We start from the raw sequence: 17149 nt of genomic DNA, 5'->3' as shown, positions 1-17149 counted from the left end.
TTTCATTTGCCGCCGCCGGCGATCTGGTCGCCGTCGCGGGTAAGATAGTAGGCTGCCAGGATAGGCAGAAAGGTGACAAGCACGACAACCATGGCGACGACGTTGGTCACGGGTCGCTGGCGCGGGCGAATGAGTTCCTCCAGCATCCAGATCGGCAAGGTCATCTGCTGGCCGCCTGTGAAGGTGGTGACGATGACTTCATCGAAGGACAGCGCGAAGGCGAGCATGCCGCCGGCAAGCAGCGCCGTGCCGATGTTCGGCAGGACGACATGGCGGAAGGTCTGGAAGCCATCCGCGCCCAGATCCATCGACGCCTCGATCAGCGAACCGGAGGTGCGGCGGAAACGGGCGACGGCGTTGTTATAAACAACGACGACGCAGAAAGTGGCATGGCCGAGAACGATGGTCCAGACCGAGAAGGGGATGTCGAACAGGCTGAAGGCGGAGCGCAGTGCGATGCCGGTGATGATGCCGGGCAGCGCGATCGGCAGGATGACCAGCAGCGAGATCGCCTCGCGGCCGAAGAACTTCGTCTGGCTGACTGCGGCGGCGCAGAGCGTGCCGAGGATCAATGCAATGGCGGTCGCGATGGTCGCGACCTGCACCGACAGCCCTAGTGCCGACCAGACATCCGGCCTGTTCCAAGCGATGCCGAACCATTGCAGGGTAAGCCCCGGCGGCGGCCACTGGTAGCTCTTTTCCTCCGTCGTGAAGGCATAGACGAAGATCAGCAGGATCGGCAGATGCAGGAAGAGCAGGCCACCTGCTGCTGCGATCTTCAGCGGGAATGAGGCGCGTTGGCCACGATCAGAGCGCATCGAAAGCTCCCTGTTTCTTGGCGATCCAGAGATAGATGGCCATGATGACGATCGGCACGACCGAGAAGGCGGCGGCAAGCGGCACGTTGCCGGCGGTTCCCTGTTGCGCATAGACGGCCTGGCCGATGAAGAGGCGCGAGGAGCCGATGATCTGCGGGATGATGTAATCGCCTAATGTCAGCGAGAAGGTGAAGATGGAGCCGGCGACAACGCCAGGCAAAGCGAGCGGCAGCAGCACCGTGCGGAAGGTCTGGTTCGGCGTCGCGCCGAGATCGGAGGAGGCTTCCAGCAGGTTCGCCGGCACGCGTTCGAGGGCGGCCTGCGTTGGCAGGATCATATAGGGCAGCCAGATATAGACGAAGACAAGGAAGGTGCCGATATAGCTGACCGAGAGCGAGTTGCCGCCGATGACGGGCAAAGCAAGCACGCCGTCGAGCAGCCAGCCAAGATGCAGCTTGTCGAAGATCCAGGTGAGGATGCCTTCCTTGGCGAGGATGAGCTTCCAGGCATAGACTTTCACCAGATAGCTCGACCAGAGCGGCAGCATGACACCGAGATAGAACAGTGCCTTCCATTTGCCTTGCGCATAGCGCGCCGCATAATAGGCGATGGGGAAGGCGACGAAAGCGGAGGCGAGTGTAACGAGAGCCGCCATGACCACCGTGCGCACGATGATGTCGAAGTTCGCGCTATTCAGCAGCTGCGCATAGGTCGAGAGCGTGAATTCGTAATTCACCATTCCCGAGAAGTCGTCGATCGAGAAGAAACTCTGCAGCAGCAGCGCAATCAGCGAGCCGATATAGATGATGCCGAGCCAGAGCAGCGGCGGCGTCAGCATCAGGAACAACAGCAGTTTCGGGCGCCGCCAGAAGAGATCGGAGAGGCGACCGAAGACGCCGCCGCGCCGCGGCAGGATCGAGGTCGGCGCTTGCTTCGCCGAGGCGGGGAAGGCTGCGGCGTTCATGCGGCGTCGTCCATATAATGGATATCGGCAGGCAGCCATGCGAGGCGAACGGACGCACCGGTATCCGGGGCTAGTTGCCCGGCGGGTACCGTCACATGCAGCCGGGTGCCGTTTGCTTCGACGGAGAGGCGGGTAGCGGCACCGAGAAAGCTCGTCGCTTTCACGGTCGCCGCCACGCCGCTCTCCTCAGTCAACCGGATGGCTTCGGGGCGCAGGCTCGCCCAACGCCGTTCGCCGCCGAGCGACGACATGGTGTCGGGGGCAATGACATTGGAGGAGCCGACGAAATCGGCGACGAAGCGGGTCTTCGGCCGTTGATAGATATCGTGCGGCGTACCCTGCTGCACGATGCGGCCGTCATTGAAAACGGCGACGCGATCGGCCATGGACAGGGCCTCGCCCTGATCGTGGGTAACGAAGACGAAGGTGATGCCGAGCGCGCGCTGCAGGCTCTTCAACTCCTCCTGCATCTGCTCGCGCAGTTTCAGGTCGAGCGCGCCGAGCGGCTCATCAAGCAGCAATACCTTCGGCTTGTTGACCAGAGCGCGGGCGAGCGCCACGCGCTGTCGCTGGCCGCCGGAGAGCTGACCAGGACGGCGGGCGCCATAGCCAGGTAGCTTGACCAGCTCCAGCGCCTGTTCGGCGGCCTTCAGCCGTTCGGCCTTGCCGACACCCTTGACCATCAACCCATAGGCGACGTTGTCGAGGATATTGAGATGCGGAAAGAGCGCATAATCCTGGAACACCGTGTTGACGTTACGCCGGTAGGGCGGCACGCCTTCGGCAGTTTCGCCGAAGATCTCGATATGGCCGCCCGTCGGCTGCTCGAAACCCGCGATCAGCCTGAGGCAGGTGGTCTTGCCGGAACCGGAAGGGCCGAGCATGGCGAAGAATTCGCCGGGTGCGATCTCCAGGTCGACGCGGTCCACAGCGCGGACCTGGCCGAAATGGCGCGACACCTGCTGGAAACGAACGGCGTTCATTGGTTTCTCCAGGGAAGGGTTGTTTTTCCTTCTCCCCTTGGGGAGAAGGTGGCCCGAAGGGTCGGATGAGGGATTGGTGCGGCATAGACTGTCCTTCGCTAGCCGCTCAGGACATTCGTCACTTCGTTCCTCATCCCCCTCATCTGCCTTGTCAGGCATCTTCTCCCCGCTGGGGAGAAGATAGAGATCACCGCCCGCCGATCACGCCGATATAGTCTGAGACCCAGCGATGATAGGGCACGCATTCGCTCTGCGTGCTGCATTTCGCGACCGGCGTCTTCCAGAACTTGATCTTGTCGAAGTGGTCATAGCCATTGGTGGCGCAACCGCTGTCGGTCAGGAGCTCATCGCCCTTGCAGGCGGCCGGAACGGAAGGTACGGCGCCGAACCAGGCGGCTGCATCGCCCTGAACCTTGGCCTGCAGCGAGTGTTCCATCCACATATAGGCGCAGTTCGGATGCTCGCTATCGGCATGCAGCATGGTGGTATCGGCCCAGCCCGTCGTTCCCTCATCCGGGAAGGTGGAGGCGATCTTCTGCTTGTCGGCCTGCAGCAGGTTCACCTGGAACGGCCAGGAGCCGGAGGCAACGACGCCTTCGTTCTTGAAGTCGTCGGTCTGAATCATGGCATCATGCCAGTAGCGGCTGACGAGCTTGCGCTGGCCGCGCAGCAATTCGAGTGCGGCCTTGTACTGATCTTCGTTGAGTTCGTAGGGGTCCTTGATGCCGAGTTCGGGCTTGTGCGCCATGAGGTAAAGGGCGGCATCGGCAATGTAGATCGGGCCGTCATAGGCCTGAACGCGGCCCTTGTTGGACTTACCATCCGGCAGCGTCGTTTCTTCGAAGACGACATTCCAGCTCTTCGGCGCCTGGTCCTTGAAGGCGGCGGTGTTGTACATCAGCACGTTCGGTCCCCAGAGATAGGGAACGCCGTAGTGAACGCCGTTGACAGTATGCCAGGGGGCATTCTTCAGGCGTTCGTCGAGGTTCTTCCAGCTCGGGATGAGGTCGGTGTTGATCGGTTGCACGCGCTTGCCGGCGACGAGTCTCAGCGAGGCATCGCCGGATGCGGTCACGAGGTCGAAGCCGCCTTCGTTCATCAGGGCGACCATTTCGTCCGATGTCGCCGCCGTCTTGACGCTGACCTTGCAGCCGGTCTCCTTCTCGAAGCCGGTGACCCAATCGTAATTCTTGTCGCTTTCGCCGCGTTCGATATAGCCGGCCCATGCGACGATGCTGACCGCACCTTCGCCCTTGCCGAGCGTCTTCAATGGCTCGGCGGCGATGACCTGTGTTGCGAAACTAAGGCATGCGAGCACGGCCGTGCATGATTTCAGCAGATGCTTCATCGGACTCTCCCGGTTTTTGAGCCTTGATGGCGTGGAGCCAGTGGCTGGCTTTTTGTTCCCGGAAGAAAAGGTGACGCGATTTTGCCGCATTCGCAAATTCATTTATCAGAAAGGCGATATCGGAATTTCCGATTCCTAGCGCATATGCATGAGCTGGTAGCGGGCCTCTGCTACCGCTGCCGGCCCGAGCGCATGCTTTCGGCGACGCCGACGAAATCGCGGGCCGCTTGCGGCAGGCTGGAGCCTTTGCGCCAGACCATGCCGACCTGCACGACCGGCAAAGAGCCGGAGACGTCGCGGCTTTCGATGCGATCGCCTTCCAGCGACCAGGGGCGATAGACGAGGTCCGGCAGCAGTGCGACACCGGCGCCCGTCGCAACCAGGCTGCGCACCGCTTCGACAGAGCGGGTGCGGAAGGCGACATGTGGGCGGGCGCCGAGCGCGGTCAAAAGCTTGCCGGTGTTTTCCTCGATTTCGTCGATGGTCAGCATGATCAGCGGCTCACGGCTGATGTCGGCGACACTGATGATATCGGCCGAGACAAGGGGGTGGCCCATCGGCAGCCAGAGCCGGTAGGGCGAAGTTTCGAGGATCTCCGCCTGCAGGGCCATGCGGTCGCGCAGGTTGGAAATGACCATGACGGCGACGTCGAGTTCGCCACCCACCAGAAGATGTTCCAGATAGCCGCCATTATCCTCGATGGCGCTGACCTCGACGCCGGGGCAGGCACGGCGATAGCGTGCCAGAAGATCTGACAGAACATAGCCGGCGACAAGCGACGTCACGCCGATATTCAGCGTGCCGCCGGCTTCGTTCCGCTTTCCGGAAAAGCTGGTGCGAGCGTCGGAAACGGTTGCGAGGATCTTCGTCGCATGGCGCAGGAATTGATGACCGTTGTGGGTGATCGACAGACCGCGCGGATGGCGCTCGAACAGCTCGACGCCGAGGTCGCTTTCCAGCTCCTTGAGGGCTTCGGTCACAGAGGATTGCGAGATCGACAGGTTCTGCGCGGCCCGCGTCACGGAGCCCTGTTCCGCCACGGCGACGAAGTATTGCAGCTGTCTCAGCGTGAAGGCCATGTTCCGGTTAGAGCATGTTCGCGTCAGGAAAGGCAAGTGCTCGTCATAGCTGTGAAAGTTTGGACCTTTTTTGGTAACGATGTCGAACGCGATGCAAGTTTTACCTCGGTTTTAAGTATTCCGAAACGCCAGTTCCCTAACGTGAGGGTTGATCATTTTTGTCGCCTTGGAGTGGTCTATGAGGGAGCAGTTGGCGTGAGCGCCTTACTGCACATTTTCCGGGTACCCCGGAAACTTGTCGTACTGATCGGCGGAGTGGCCCTTCTCGTGGGGTCCTCCGGCGTTTTTGCGCTTTATGTTGGCAAGGACAGGCTGCTCGGTCTTGTATCTGCTTCCCCCGACGGGCTCCAGTGCACCGACGTCAATCTCATCACGATCCGCAAGGACAACCGCTTCTGGGTTCGCAAATATATTCGCACCGAGCCGACCGATGGGTTGACGCGGGTCAGAACCGCGCTCCGCGTTGCCAAGGCCGTCTATCAGGAACAGAAGCCGGATCTCGTACAGGTTGTGGTTCTCGACCAGAACGGACCGACGTTGCGCTCCGACCTGCGCGGCCGGGCCTTTGGCGCCGATGTCGTCTATGTGGCCCATCCCGACCGGCTGGTCGATGGCAGCTCCGAAGCACCGCTGACGGCGCGCTATTACGATGGTGGCGCCAGTAATGCTGGCCTGTTTTACGGCGAGCAGATTACCATGCTGCCGCAGGATATCGATGCGGCGATCGCTGGATTGAAGGATCTGTCCGACTGCGGCAATGCGCTGGCAGCGGACAATGGCGGCGACGCCAAGAAGGACAAGATGAAGGCAGCGATCGCTGCGGAAGAGAAAACGGCCGCAAAACAGGGCGAGAGCCGCGATGCCAAGCCGCCGCTGCCGGAGCCGAAATCGACGGGCAATGTGCGGCCGGGCTATGATGAGAACGGCGAGTTCATCGGGGCTGATGCCGGTTCCAAAGACAAGAGCCCATCACCGGGATTGGACCCGACCATGACGGGTGCAGCCGACCGTCGCTCGCCCGTCACCAACTGATCAAAGCTGGCTTCGCGCCATCCGGCGGACAAGTAACAGCCTTATTCCGCCAGATGTTTTTCGCCGATAGCCTGGTAGAGCGCGAAAAGCGCCTCGTGAACCTCACCTGCAAGACGATAGAAGTCCGGATTCGCCAGGATGGCGGGGTGCTGAAGAAGCAGGTCGTCGGTCATGTCGAGCATGATCGATACGGTGTGCATCGCCTCGTGGCAACCGAACGTTCCCGGTGCGTATTGCGAGAGATCGATGTCGCCGATCTCAGCGAGATCGGCCAGCCGCTGATGCTCGCTATCGTCTGCGGCTGGCATCTCTTTATCCGTCATAATACGCACCTTTGATGTTCGAAGGACCAAACCGGTCTCAATCGGCCTTGTTGCGACGGGCCGGGAAAAGAATGATGTCGCGGATCGATGGCGAGTTGGTCAACAGCATGATGAGGCGGTCCACACCAATGCCGAGACCGCCTGCCGGAGGCATGCCCTGGTCGATGGCATCGAGGAATTCCTCGTCCAGCTGCTTTTCCTTCTCGCCGCGTGCATGCGCCTGCTGGAGCTGCTCGACCATGCGGGCGCGCTGCTCTTCCGGATCGTTGAGTTCCGAGAAGGCGTTGCCGAGTTCCCAGGCGTTGCAATAGGTCTCGAAACGTTCGACGAGGCGCGGCTCGCCCGGCACTTCCTTGGCGAAGGGCGAGATGTCCTTCGGGAAATGCGTGACGTGTGCCGGCTGGATCAGTGTGCCCTCGACCTTCTCTTCGAAGATGAAGGCAAGGCATTCACCCCAGGTCGCATCCTTCTCGACGGCGAAGCCGGCAGCCTTGGAGGCGGCGCGGGCTTCTTCGTCGGTCTTGATCGCCAGGAAGTCGATGCCGGTCGCTTCCTTGACGGCATCGGGCATCGGCACGCGGCGGAACGGGCCCTCGAAGGAGATCTGCTTGTCGCCGAACGCGAATTCGGTGCTGCCATGGATCGACATGGCGAGCGTCGAGAACAGACGCTCGACGAGGTCCATGATGTCCTCGTAATCGGCATAGGCCCAATAGCACTCCATCATCGTGAATTCAGGATTGTGCCGGGTGGAGACGCCTTCGTTGCGGAAGTTGCGGTTGATCTCGAAGACCTTGTCGGTGAGGCCGGAAACCAGCGTGCGCTTCAGGAACAGTTCCGGCGCAATGCGCAGGTACATGTCGAGCTTCAGCGTGTTGTGATGCGTCTTGAACGGCTCGGCCGTCGCGCCGCCATAGACCGAATGCAGCATTGGCGTCTCGACTTCCATGAAGCCGTCATTTTCCATGAAACGGCGGATGCCGGAAACGATGCGGCTGCGCTGCTGGAAGCGGAGCTTCGATTCCTCGTTGGTCATGATGTCGAGATGACGCTTGCGGTAGCGCAGCTCGATATCGGAGAGGCCGTGCCACTTTTCCGGCATCGGCAACAACGACTTTGTCAGCATGGTGATCTGCTGGGCATTGATCGTCAGTTCGCCACGCTTGGTGCGGCGCACGACGCCGGTGACGCCGATGATGTCGCCGATATCGATCATCGGCAGCAACGCGCGAGCTTCTTCCGAGGTCACGTCCTTGTGGCTGAAGATCTGGATCTTGGCCGAGGCGTCGTGGATGTCCATGAACATGCCGGAGTTGCGCGAGGAATAGACGCGGCCGGCAACGGTGACGACATCGCCGGTTTCGGTATCCGGCTCCAGGCCTTCGTATTTCGCAGCGAGCTCGGCATTGGTCATGGTCCGGTGGAAATGCGCCGGATAGACGTCGCCGATCTGCTCGCGCAGCAGCTTCAGCTTCTGCGCGCGAACTTCCGTTGCGTCGGAGGAGAGGGCGGAGGCTTCGGTCTTGTCGTTCATGGTTTTAAAGTCCGGTTCAGTTCTTCGGGCCGACGAGGGTCGCAACGGTCTGCGCGGCAAGTTTCAGTCGCTGGCGGACGACGGAGCGGCCGAGGATCGCCATGCTATCGAAAAGCGGGAGGGAGCGCGAGGAGCCCGATACGGCGACGAAAAGCGGCGCGACGATGACCTTCAGTTTCTTGCCCATGCGGTCTGCAATGGCGCGCAGCTCGGCTTCGATCGTCTCGACATTCCATTCGAGGATCTTTTCCAGATCCGGCTGCACAGTGTTCAGGATCTCAAGCAGTTCTTCCGGCGTCGACTTGATCTTCGCGAAGGCGGAGGGGTCGAGGTTGAGGTCGGACTTGAACAGGAAGCCGGCCAAGTCGGGCAGTTCGCCAAGCTTGGTGATGCGCGACTGCGACAGCTTCAGGCCTTCCTTCAGGCGATCATTTTCCATCGCCCAGATCAGTACCCGATGCTGGAACTCTTCTTCTGACAGCTTCTCGCGGATCCAACGGCCGTTCAGCCAATCGAGCTTCTGGATGTCGAAGATCGCGCCGGCCTTGGAGAGGTTTTCCGGATCGAACTTTGCGGCAAGCTCGTCCATGTTCAAGAGCTCTTCACCTTCGGCGATCTGGATGAAGAACAGGCCGAGGAAGTTCATCAGCGCTTCGGGGATATAGCCGAGCGCTGTGTAATAAGAGATCGAGGTCGGGTTCTTGCGCTTCGACAGTTTCGACTTGTCTGCATTGCGCATCAGCGACAGGTGCATGAACACCGGCGGCTCCCAGCCGAGATACTGATAGATAAGGATATGCTTCGGCACCGAGGCGAGCCATTCCTCGCCGCGCGCGACATGGGTGATCTTCATCAGATGATCGTCGACGACGTTGGCCATGTGATAGGTGGGCATGCCGTCGGCCTTGAGCAGGACCTGCATATCGACGGCATCCCACGGGATTTCCACATCGCCGTAGACGCCGTCATGGAACTTGCAGGAGCCTTCAGTCGGGATCTTCATGCGCACGACATGCGGCTCGCCGGCAGCAACGCGTGAGGTCACTTCCTCGGCCGAGAGGTTCAGACAGTGGCCGTCATACTTCGGCGGCAGGCCGGCGGCGCGCTGCGCCTCGCGCATCTTTTCCAGGCGCTCCGGCGTGCAGAAGCAGCGGAAGCCGTGACCGGCCGTGACGACCTGCTCGACATAGGGCTTGTAGAGGTCCTTGCGGTCGCTCTGGCGATAGGGGCCGTAAGGGCCGCCGATATCCGGGCCTTCCGACCATTTCAGGCCGCACCATTTCAGCGCGTCGAGCACCTTTGTCTCGAATTCCGGGGTGGAGCGGGTCGCGTCAGTATCCTCGATGCGCAGGATGAACTCGCCGCCGTGTTTCTTGGCGAAGAGATAGTTGAACAGCGCGATATAGGCGGTACCGACATGCGGCTCGCCGGTGGGGGAGGGTGCGATGCGGACGCGAACGCCTGAAGTGGTCATCTTGTTTGCCCGTCATAAAAGGCCGGGCCGCGCTTGGGACAAGCGCCGTCCAGCCGAAAATGTCTATCTGGATCAGGAAACCGGCCGGAAAAGGGCGTCTTGCCGCTTCTATCAGCGTTTTCCGTATGGCTGGCCTTAGGCCATATTCAAGGGGTGACGTCAAGGGAAACTGCGCCGCGAGGGCAGGCAGAGGCACCGAGGACGCCGTGATGCATCGAAAAGGGCCTGCCTTCCAATTTCACGAAGCGTCTTTACTCTTCGTAAGTGTTTCAGGAGAAAAGCCTTACGCTTGCCCAATTTGATTTGCAATTTTCGCGGCAGTGGCGAAATAGGTTTTCAATCGTTCATTCCGGGGATCCCATGAAGAAACTAATTTTGCGCTTGCTATTGGCGGTCTCGATGGCCGACGCCGCCGCTGCCCAATCGACTATTACGCGCGATGGCTCGGCGAAACTGATCGAATCCTATCGCGCCTATATTGGCAATGACGATCTCTATAATTCCAAGGGCGAGCGCCTCACGGCACCCTGGCAGATCATCCGCCAGGACCGCGCCAACTATCACGCCTATCGCCGCCGTGACCGTGGCGACGAGGGCGACAGCTTCTTCTCACTGCCCTCCAATCGCCAGAAACTGGAAGCCATGCTGGCCAACGGCAATATCGCCGACGATGCCGGGAATTATATCGTTCGCGGCAACGTCTGGATCAACGTCGACATTTATGGCCGCGGTGATGTCGGCGAATGGGTCGACGTGCACGTCCAGGATTGATCGATCTGATGGAACTGCACCCGCTGGCGGGTGCGGCTCTTTCGATCAATGGCCACCAGATGCTTTTTTCCGACGGTTCCGCGCCATCATGTTCAGCACTTCGACCAGAGCGGAGAAGGCCATGGCGGCGTAGATGTATCCCTTGGGAACATGCACGCCCATGCCTTCGGCGATCAGCGTCGTGCCGATCATCAGCAGGAAGGCGAGCGCCAGCATGACGATGCTCGGGTTTTTCTCGATGAAGTTGGCGAGCGGGCTGGCGGCGACCAGCATCACGGTGACGGCGGCGATCACGGCGACGAACATGATCGGCAGGTGCGGCGTCATGCCGACGGCGGTAATGATGCTGTCGATCGAGAAGACCAGATCCAGCAGCAGGATCTGGCCGATTGCCGAGGCGAAGGTTGAGGTGGTGGATTTGGCGATGAAATCCTCACCCTGTTCCTGCGGATCGACATTGTGATGGATCTCCTTCGTCGCCTTCCAGACAAGGAAGAGGCCGCCGCCGATGAGGATCATATCCTTCCAGGAGAATCCTTGGCCGAAGATTTCGAAGACCGGCTGGGTGAGCTGGACGATCCAGGCGACGGTTCCGAGCAGCGCAAGGCGCATGATAAGGGCGAGGCCGATACCGATCTTGCGGGCTCTGTCGCGATGTTCGGCCGGCAGCTTGTTGGTCAGGATCGAGATGAAGATGAGGTTGTCGATGCCGAGGACCACTTCCATGACGACGAGCGTGACGAGTGCCACCCACGTCCCCGGGTCCTGTATCAGCCCCACAATATCCATTGACGATGCCCCCTTGATCAGCATTTGCCGATGCTGACCCCCAGCCCGGCCTCTCCAGAATGGCCGTAATGTAAGGAGTGTCATGGTTCGTACAAGGCCGCCGCCATTTTCATGGCGGCGGCCTTGTTTCCGGGTCTTGTTCCCAGGCGTGGTTTCTAGTCTTTGAGGGGGATCCATATCTCCGTAACGCCCGTGCCCGTGCGTGGGTCGAAGCGGTCGTCATAGCGTTCCATCATGTCGGGGGTGCCGGCATGCTGTTGACCCGATTGCGGCAGCCAGTCTCCGAAGATCTGATGCACCGTCGCGGAAATGCCTGAGATATGGCCGCGATGCGTGAAGATCGCGTAGCGCTGTTGCGGTAGTTTCGTCGTCACGAAGCCTTCGGGCAGGCCGTCCGGGGCGGAAACTTCGGCTGCCGACATGTAACGGAAGCTTTCGCTACCTTCTTCCGCCTGGGTGCAGACGCCATAGGCGACATTGCCGATCTGGCCGGGAATATGGCCGAAATACTGGTTGAATTTCTGCCACAGCGAGGGGATGGCCTGTGTCGCCTCATAGGCATAGGTTTCCGCAAGGCCGGCAAGCAGCATTGCGGGGTGGGTCTCGAAGCGCGGTGCCTCGAGTTTGGGAAGGCGGGTGTCGTCCATTCTGATCGGTTCCTGTAGAGCGAGGTTGCGAACGTGCCCCTGCTTGCGCAGATTTTCCGGCGTCATGCCGAATTGCTCGCGGAAGGCACGGGTGAAAGCCTCGTGCGAGCCGTAGCCGGCATCGAGGGCAACCTGGAGAATGGAGGAGGAGCCGTCGGTCAGTGCGAGAGCCGCTTCGCTGAGGCGGCGGCCCCGGATATAGCTGCTGATCGAGTGGCCCGTCGTCATGCCAAAGACCCGCGAAAGATGAAAGCGCGACAGCCCGGCCGTCTCGGCAATCTCGTCGAGCGAGATGTCGGATTTAAAATGGCTTTCGATGAACCATATCGCTCTGCCGATCGCGCTCATTTTCAACTCCCCTGGTTGCCGGGCCACTCATAGGCCTGTGGCGGTGGCGATGCTTGATCGCCATTGCGGAGTTGAATTACTACACGCCCGCGGACAGCAGGAGAGGCCTGATCATCCTAATCCCTGCGATCCGGACCGTAGCCCGCCAGGAAAACCCGCACGGCGCCGCGCACGACATAGTCGATCTCTTCCTTAGACGGCGGCTCTTCCATGTCGCCGAAGAGCCGCAGCTTGAAATAGCCGCCGCTGGCCATTTCCAGGAAGTGGCGGGCAGCCATGTCGAAGTCGTCGATCTTGAGATGGCCTATGGCAGCCTGCCGCTCGAGGAAGCCGCGCAGCACCGTGCGCAGATTTTCCGGACCGGTGAAAAAGCGTTGACAGAGCGAGGGCATGCGTTCGCGCACGCCGATGACCGTGCGCATGGCGCTGATGGTCTTATCCGAGGTGACGTGCGTGACGAAGACGATACCGAAATCATAAAGCGAGGTGGTGACATCCGCTTCGTCTGAAAGGGCATTGCGCACGAGATTGACGAAATGGGTCCGCTCGCTCTCCATCATGGCGGCGAACAGATCTTCCTTGTTGGCGAAATAGACGTAGAGAGTGCCCTTGGAAACGCCCGCCTCGCGGGTGACATCGTTCATGCTCGCCGCATCGAAGCCCATTTTCATAAAGACACGCTTGGCGCCTTCGAGAATCTGATGGCGCTTGGCTGGGTCCTCGCCGGCTGCCCAACGTCCACCGGAGCCGGGTGCGGGCGCGTTCAACACAGCGGCATTTTGGGATTCGTGTTTCATTGGCTCTTTCACTGTCTCCTTTACGCGATACTCGATCATTTTTTCTGAATCTTAAACAGATTCGCGAAATAAATCGAACCGCTCAGTTCGATGTCTCTTGATATGGAGTGAAAAAGGCTTTATGTCAATTGAACCGAACCGTTCGGTTCGATTAATTTGCCAGATTTTCGGTGGTAGGAAATGTCGTCAAGTCATGGAAACAATGTAGCGCGTATCGTGAACGAGCCCGCTGATGCAGATGCGGAAGCTCGGCAAGCCGGTGCACCTGCGGATGCTCCTCTTGCCGAGACGCGCGGCAATCCTGCTCCCGCCCAGGCTGCGCCTGCCGCTCCGGCCCCTGCGGCCCCACCGCCGCCGGAGAAGAAGCGGCGCAGCCTGGTTTTCCCCATCGTCATCGTCGCGGCACTCGCGGCCGGTGGCTGGTATGGCTATGACTGGTGGACGAACGGCCGCTTCATGGTCTCTACCGACGATGCCTATATTGGCGGCGATATCGCCACGATCTCGCCGAAGGTGACGGGCTATGTCGCCAAGGTAAACGTTGTGGCCAACCAGCAGGTCAAGGCCGGCGACGTGCTCGTAACGCTCGATGACGGCGACTACAAGCTGGCGCTTGGCCAGGCTCAGGCCTCGCTCGATACCGAACAGCTTTCGCTCCATACCATCGATGCACAGATCGCTGCCGGCCAGGCAGCCCTTGCCCAGTCGCAGGCACAGAAGGTTGCCCTGGAAGCCACGGTCCGCGGCGCCCAGATCACCCAGACGCGCGCTGCCGAACTGCAATCGAAGTCGGTCGGCACCACGGCCGCTTTGGACAGCGCCAATATCGCGCTTGATCAGGCCAAGGCCAATCTGGTCGGCGGCGACGCCGCCATCGCATCCGCGCAGGCCAATATCAACCTGCTGCAGGCTCAGCGCCGTCAGGCCGAGAGCACGATCAAGGGCCTGGAAGCCGCTCGCGACAAAGCCGCTCGCGACCTGTCCTTTACCGTACTGAAGGCGCCTTATGACGGTATCGTCGGCAATCGCTCGGTGCAGGAAGGCGATCTCGTCTCTCCCGGCCAGAAGCTGATGGCGATCGTACCGACCAAACAGCTTTATATCGATGCGAATTTCAAGGAAACGCAGATCCAGCATCTGGTTCCCGGCTCCAAGGTCAATGTTCACGTCGATGCTTTCAGCGATCATCCGATCGTCGGCACTGTCGAGTCGATTTCGCCGGCTTCCGGTTCGGTCTTCTCGCTGCTGCCGCCGGAAAACGCGACGGGTAACTTCACCAAGATCATCCAGCGCGTGCCTGTCCGCATCGCATTGCCGCAGGATGCGCTCAATACCGGCCGTCTGCGCGCAGGCCTCAGCGTCGTCGTCGACGTCGATACCCGCACGGCGCCGGACAAGTAAACGATCGAGCTCGGGAGAGACGCGCCATGTCGTCCGCCAGCACTACAGCCGGGTCGCCCCCACGCGCGGCCGGCCCCGCCGCGCCCGCGGCTGATCATATCGAGCCGAGAAAGCTCATCGCCTTTCTGGCGATGGTGCTCGGCATGTTCATGTCGATCCTCGACATTCAGATCGTCTCGGCCTCGCTCAGCGAAATCCAGGCCGGCCTCAGCGCCGGCTCGGATGAAATCGGCTGGGTCCAGACGGCCTATCTGATCGCCGAAGTCATCATGATCCCGTTGTCTGGAACGCTGGCACGCATCATTTCGACGCGCTACCTGTTTGCGATTTCAGCTGCCGGCTTCACAGCAGCGAGCGCGCTTGCCGCGACCGCCACCAACATCGATCAGATGATCATCTACCGCGCCCTGCAGGGCTTCATCGGTGGCGGCATGATCCCCTCGGTCTTTGCGGCGGCATTCACGATCTTCCCGCCATCCAAGCGCAATGTCGTCTCGCCGATTATCGGCCTGATCGCCACGCTGGCGCCGACCATCGGCCCGACGGTCGGCGGCTATCTGTCCAACGCGTTTTCCTGGCATTGGCTGTTTCTGGTCAACATTCCACCCGGTATCATCGTTGCCATCGTCACCTGGAATTTCATCGATTTCGACAAGCCCGAGCTGTCGCTTTTCAAGAAGTTCGACTGGTGGGGCCTGATTTCGATGGGTGTTTTCCTCGGCGCGCTCGAATATGTGCTTGAGGAAGGCAATACGAACGACTGGTTCAACGACAATTATATCGTTGCGGGTGCCATCGCCTCCGCCATCGGTGCCGTGATCTTCTTCTACCGCGCCTTCACGGTCGATTTCCCCGTCGTCGATCTCAGGGCTTTCACGAACAAGAACTTCTCCTTCGGGTCCGTGTTCTCCTTCGTTATGGGCATCGGCCTCTACGGCCTGACCTATATCTATCCGCTCTATCTCGCGCGGATTCGTGGCTACGATTCGCTGCAGATCGGCGAGACGATGTTCGTCTCCGGCCTCACCATGTTCTTCACAGCGCCGCTTGCCGGCTTCCTGTCGAGCAAGGTCGATCTGCGCATCCTGATGATCATCGGCTTCACCAGCTTCTCGGCCGGCACCTACATCATGATGCACCTGACGGTGGACTGGGATTTCTGGGAGCTGCTCATCCCGCAGATCCTGCGCGGTTTCGGTCTAATGCTGTGCATGGTGCCGATCAACAATATCGCGCTCGGAACCATGCCGCCCGCCCGCATGCGCGGTGCGTCCGGCCTGTTCAATCTGACGCGCAATCTCGGCGGGGCCGTCGGACTCGCGATCATCAATACGCTTTTGACGAACAGGCAGGACCAGCATTATTTCAACCTGCGCGACCATGTTCATTGGGGCAGCCATGCGGCCGTTACCCAATTGAACAACATGGCCGCCAGCTTCAATGCAGCGGGTCTGGACGGCGACCAGGCCGCCCTGAAGCAAATGGTCAACATGGCGACGCGGCAGGCGGTCGTCATGTCCTTCGGGGATATTTTCCTGATGCTGACTGTGCTGTTCCTCGCGATGATCCTCGGCGTTCTGATGATCAGCAAGCCGAATACCGCAGGTGGCGGTGGCGGCGGAGGCCACTGATCCGGCTCTTATAAATGCTCCCAAGGCATGGCCCCTCCTCGCGAGGGGCCTTTTTTGTTTGTGGTATCTATCGGAAAAATTCGTCGGTCCGAAATTTTTGATTTACGTACATCAAAAATCGCAGTAAGGCTTTCTGCAGGAGGACCCATGAGACCGACCGTGCATGACATCGCCGCCGCCGCGGGCGTCAGCCTCGCCACGGTGGACCGCGTTTTGAACCAGCGGCCGGGTGTCCGGCTGGTAACGCGGGAGAAGGTGGAAGCCGCTATCCGGCAAATCGGCTATATCCGCGATGTCGCAGCTGCCAATCTGGCCAAGAGCCGGGTCTATCCTCTCGTTTTCATCGTGCCGACGGGGGATAATTCCTTCATGCACGGGCTGCGATTCGAAGTGCATCAGGCAACCTTGCGGGCCAGCATAGAGCGCACGGACATCCGCATCGTCGAGGTGCCACCATTCGATGTGCCGGCGCTGGTCGCGGCGCTGGACGCCTTGCAGGGGCAGGATATCGCCGGTGTCGCTCTCGTGGCAACCGACGCGCCGGAAGTCAGGGCCGCCGTCGACCGTCTCGTGTCGGAGCGTATTCCCGTCATAACGCTGGTCTCGGATCTCACCGATTCCACCCGCCATCACTATGCGGGTATCGACAATATTGCTGCCGGACGGACTGCCGCGCGGCTGCTCGGGCGCTTCCTTGGCGGTCGTGAAGGTGATCTTACCGTTCTCGCCGGCTCGATGCTGGTGCGCGACCATCGCGAACGCCTGCAGGGCTTTTCCGCCGTGATGGCAGAAGAGTTTCCCAAGCTCCGGCTGCTGCCCGTGCTGGAAGGACGTGACGATCCCGAGCGGGCCAAATCGCTTGTCTCCAAGGCGCTGTCCGAAAACAAGGACATTATCGGCATCTACAGCCTCGGCGCCGGCAACCGCGGTCTGATAGCGGCGCTGAAGGCCGTACGGCCCGAGCGGGAGTTGACCGTGGTCGTGCACGAGCTGACGCGGCATACGCGGGCGGCGCTGTTGGACGGCACGATCGACGCCGTCCTCAATCAGGATGCCGGTCATGAAGTGCGCAGCGCCATCCGCGTCATGAAGGCGACCGCCGACGGCCAAGCCGTCATCGCCGACCAGGAGCGCATACGCCTCGACATTTTCTTGAAGGATAATCTGCCCTGAGCATTCGAACGCGGCAGAGCATAGGGAGTAATATCTG

At 60.5% G+C, this 17149-nt stretch carries 16 protein-coding genes; 5 read left to right on the top strand and 11 right to left on the bottom strand.

What is annotated here, in order from left to right; genetic code table 11:
• Positions 1 to 2 precede the first annotated feature (2 nt).
• From FHX05_RS07730 to FHX05_RS07710, 5 genes are all read right to left on the bottom strand, one after another.
• Positions 3 to 818, bottom strand: coding sequence for an ABC transporter permease (locus FHX05_RS07730; RefSeq protein WP_183871145.1), 816 nt, complete (start codon positions 816 to 818; stop codon positions 3 to 5).
• Complete coding sequence (locus FHX05_RS07725; RefSeq protein ID WP_183871144.1) at positions 808 to 1782, bottom strand: ABC transporter permease; 975 nt, start codon at positions 1780 to 1782, stop codon at positions 808 to 810. Before FHX05_RS07725 ends, FHX05_RS07730 begins: the two co-directional genes overlap by 11 nt.
• Positions 1779 to 2765, bottom strand: a complete 987-nt coding sequence (locus tag FHX05_RS07720; protein WP_183871143.1) for an ABC transporter ATP-binding protein — start codon at positions 2763 to 2765, stop codon at positions 1779 to 1781. Before FHX05_RS07720 ends, FHX05_RS07725 begins: the two co-directional genes overlap by 4 nt.
• A 187-nt stretch (positions 2766 to 2952) precedes the next feature.
• A complete protein-coding gene (locus FHX05_RS07715; RefSeq protein WP_112400723.1) occupies positions 2953 to 4113 on the bottom strand; it encodes an ABC transporter substrate-binding protein in 1161 nt (386 codons plus the stop codon).
• 170 nt (positions 4114 to 4283) lie between these two features.
• Positions 4284 to 5192 (bottom strand): LysR family transcriptional regulator, encoded by a 909-nt coding sequence (locus tag FHX05_RS07710; RefSeq protein WP_112343236.1) that lies wholly within the window; start codon positions 5190 to 5192, stop codon positions 4284 to 4286.
• Positions 5193 to 5387: 195 nt separating this feature from the next.
• On the opposite strand from FHX05_RS07710, the gene FHX05_RS07705 reads away from it, so the two are divergent.
• Positions 5388 to 6224, top strand: coding sequence for a hypothetical protein (locus FHX05_RS07705; protein ID WP_183871142.1), 837 nt, complete (start codon positions 5388 to 5390; stop codon positions 6222 to 6224).
• A gap of 41 nt (positions 6225 to 6265) precedes the next feature.
• Here the strand turns inward: FHX05_RS07705 and FHX05_RS07700 are convergent, their stop codons facing one another.
• From FHX05_RS07700 to gltX, 3 genes are read right to left on the bottom strand one after another with little or no spacing between them, the layout of a single operon-like run.
• Entirely contained in the window at positions 6266 to 6532 is a 267-nt protein-coding gene (locus tag FHX05_RS07700) for a hypothetical protein (RefSeq protein ID WP_015341182.1), read from the bottom strand.
• Positions 6533 to 6584: 52 nt separating this feature from the next.
• Complete coding sequence (gene lysS, locus FHX05_RS07695) at positions 6585 to 8081, bottom strand: lysine--tRNA ligase (RefSeq protein ID WP_183871141.1); 1497 nt, start codon at positions 8079 to 8081, stop codon at positions 6585 to 6587.
• Positions 8082 to 8097: 16 nt separating this feature from the next.
• On the bottom strand, positions 8098 to 9555 hold the full coding sequence (gltX, locus tag FHX05_RS07690; protein WP_183871140.1) for a glutamate--tRNA ligase: 1458 nt from the start codon (positions 9553 to 9555) through the stop codon (positions 8098 to 8100).
• A 360-nt stretch (positions 9556 to 9915) separates the two neighbouring features.
• Here gltX and FHX05_RS07685 point away from each other — a divergent pair, with 360 nt between their 5' ends.
• Entirely contained in the window at positions 9916 to 10326 is a 411-nt protein-coding gene (locus tag FHX05_RS07685; protein WP_183871139.1) for a hypothetical protein, read from the top strand.
• A 45-nt stretch (positions 10327 to 10371) separates the two neighbouring features.
• Here the strand turns inward: FHX05_RS07685 and FHX05_RS07680 are convergent, their stop codons facing one another.
• The 3 genes from FHX05_RS07680 to FHX05_RS07670 all read right to left on the bottom strand — a co-directional run bounded on the left by FHX05_RS07680 (position 10372) and on the right by FHX05_RS07670 (position 12907).
• Entirely contained in the window at positions 10372 to 11115 is a 744-nt protein-coding gene (locus FHX05_RS07680) for a TerC family protein (protein WP_183871138.1), read from the bottom strand.
• Between the two features lie 155 nt (positions 11116 to 11270).
• The gene (locus FHX05_RS07675; protein WP_183871137.1) at positions 11271 to 12110 is read right to left on the bottom strand and encodes a GyrI-like domain-containing protein; all 840 of its coding nucleotides are present in this window, start codon (positions 12108 to 12110) and stop codon (positions 11271 to 11273) included.
• 116 nt (positions 12111 to 12226) lie between these two features.
• Complete coding sequence (locus FHX05_RS07670) at positions 12227 to 12907, bottom strand: TetR/AcrR family transcriptional regulator (RefSeq protein ID WP_041677674.1); 681 nt, start codon at positions 12905 to 12907, stop codon at positions 12227 to 12229.
• Positions 12908 to 13087: 180 nt separating this feature from the next.
• Here FHX05_RS07670 and FHX05_RS07665 point away from each other — a divergent pair, with 180 nt between their 5' ends.
• From FHX05_RS07665 to FHX05_RS07655, 3 genes are all read left to right on the top strand, one after another.
• Entirely contained in the window at positions 13088 to 14308 is a 1221-nt protein-coding gene (locus FHX05_RS07665; RefSeq protein WP_112400716.1) for an HlyD family secretion protein, read from the top strand.
• A gap of 26 nt (positions 14309 to 14334) precedes the next feature.
• The gene (locus FHX05_RS07660; protein ID WP_112335199.1) at positions 14335 to 15939 is read left to right on the top strand and encodes a DHA2 family efflux MFS transporter permease subunit; all 1605 of its coding nucleotides are present in this window, start codon (positions 14335 to 14337) and stop codon (positions 15937 to 15939) included.
• 147 nt (positions 15940 to 16086) lie between these two features.
• Positions 16087 to 17112, top strand: coding sequence for a LacI family DNA-binding transcriptional regulator (locus FHX05_RS07655; protein WP_112400715.1), 1026 nt, complete (start codon positions 16087 to 16089; stop codon positions 17110 to 17112).
• Positions 17113 to 17149: the final 37 nt, after the last annotated feature.

It is taken from the genome of Rhizobium sp. BK491 (genome assembly GCF_014194925.1).
Lineage (GTDB): Bacteria > Pseudomonadota > Alphaproteobacteria > Rhizobiales > Rhizobiaceae > Rhizobium.
This window is presented reverse-complemented; position numbering and strand designations above follow the sequence as displayed.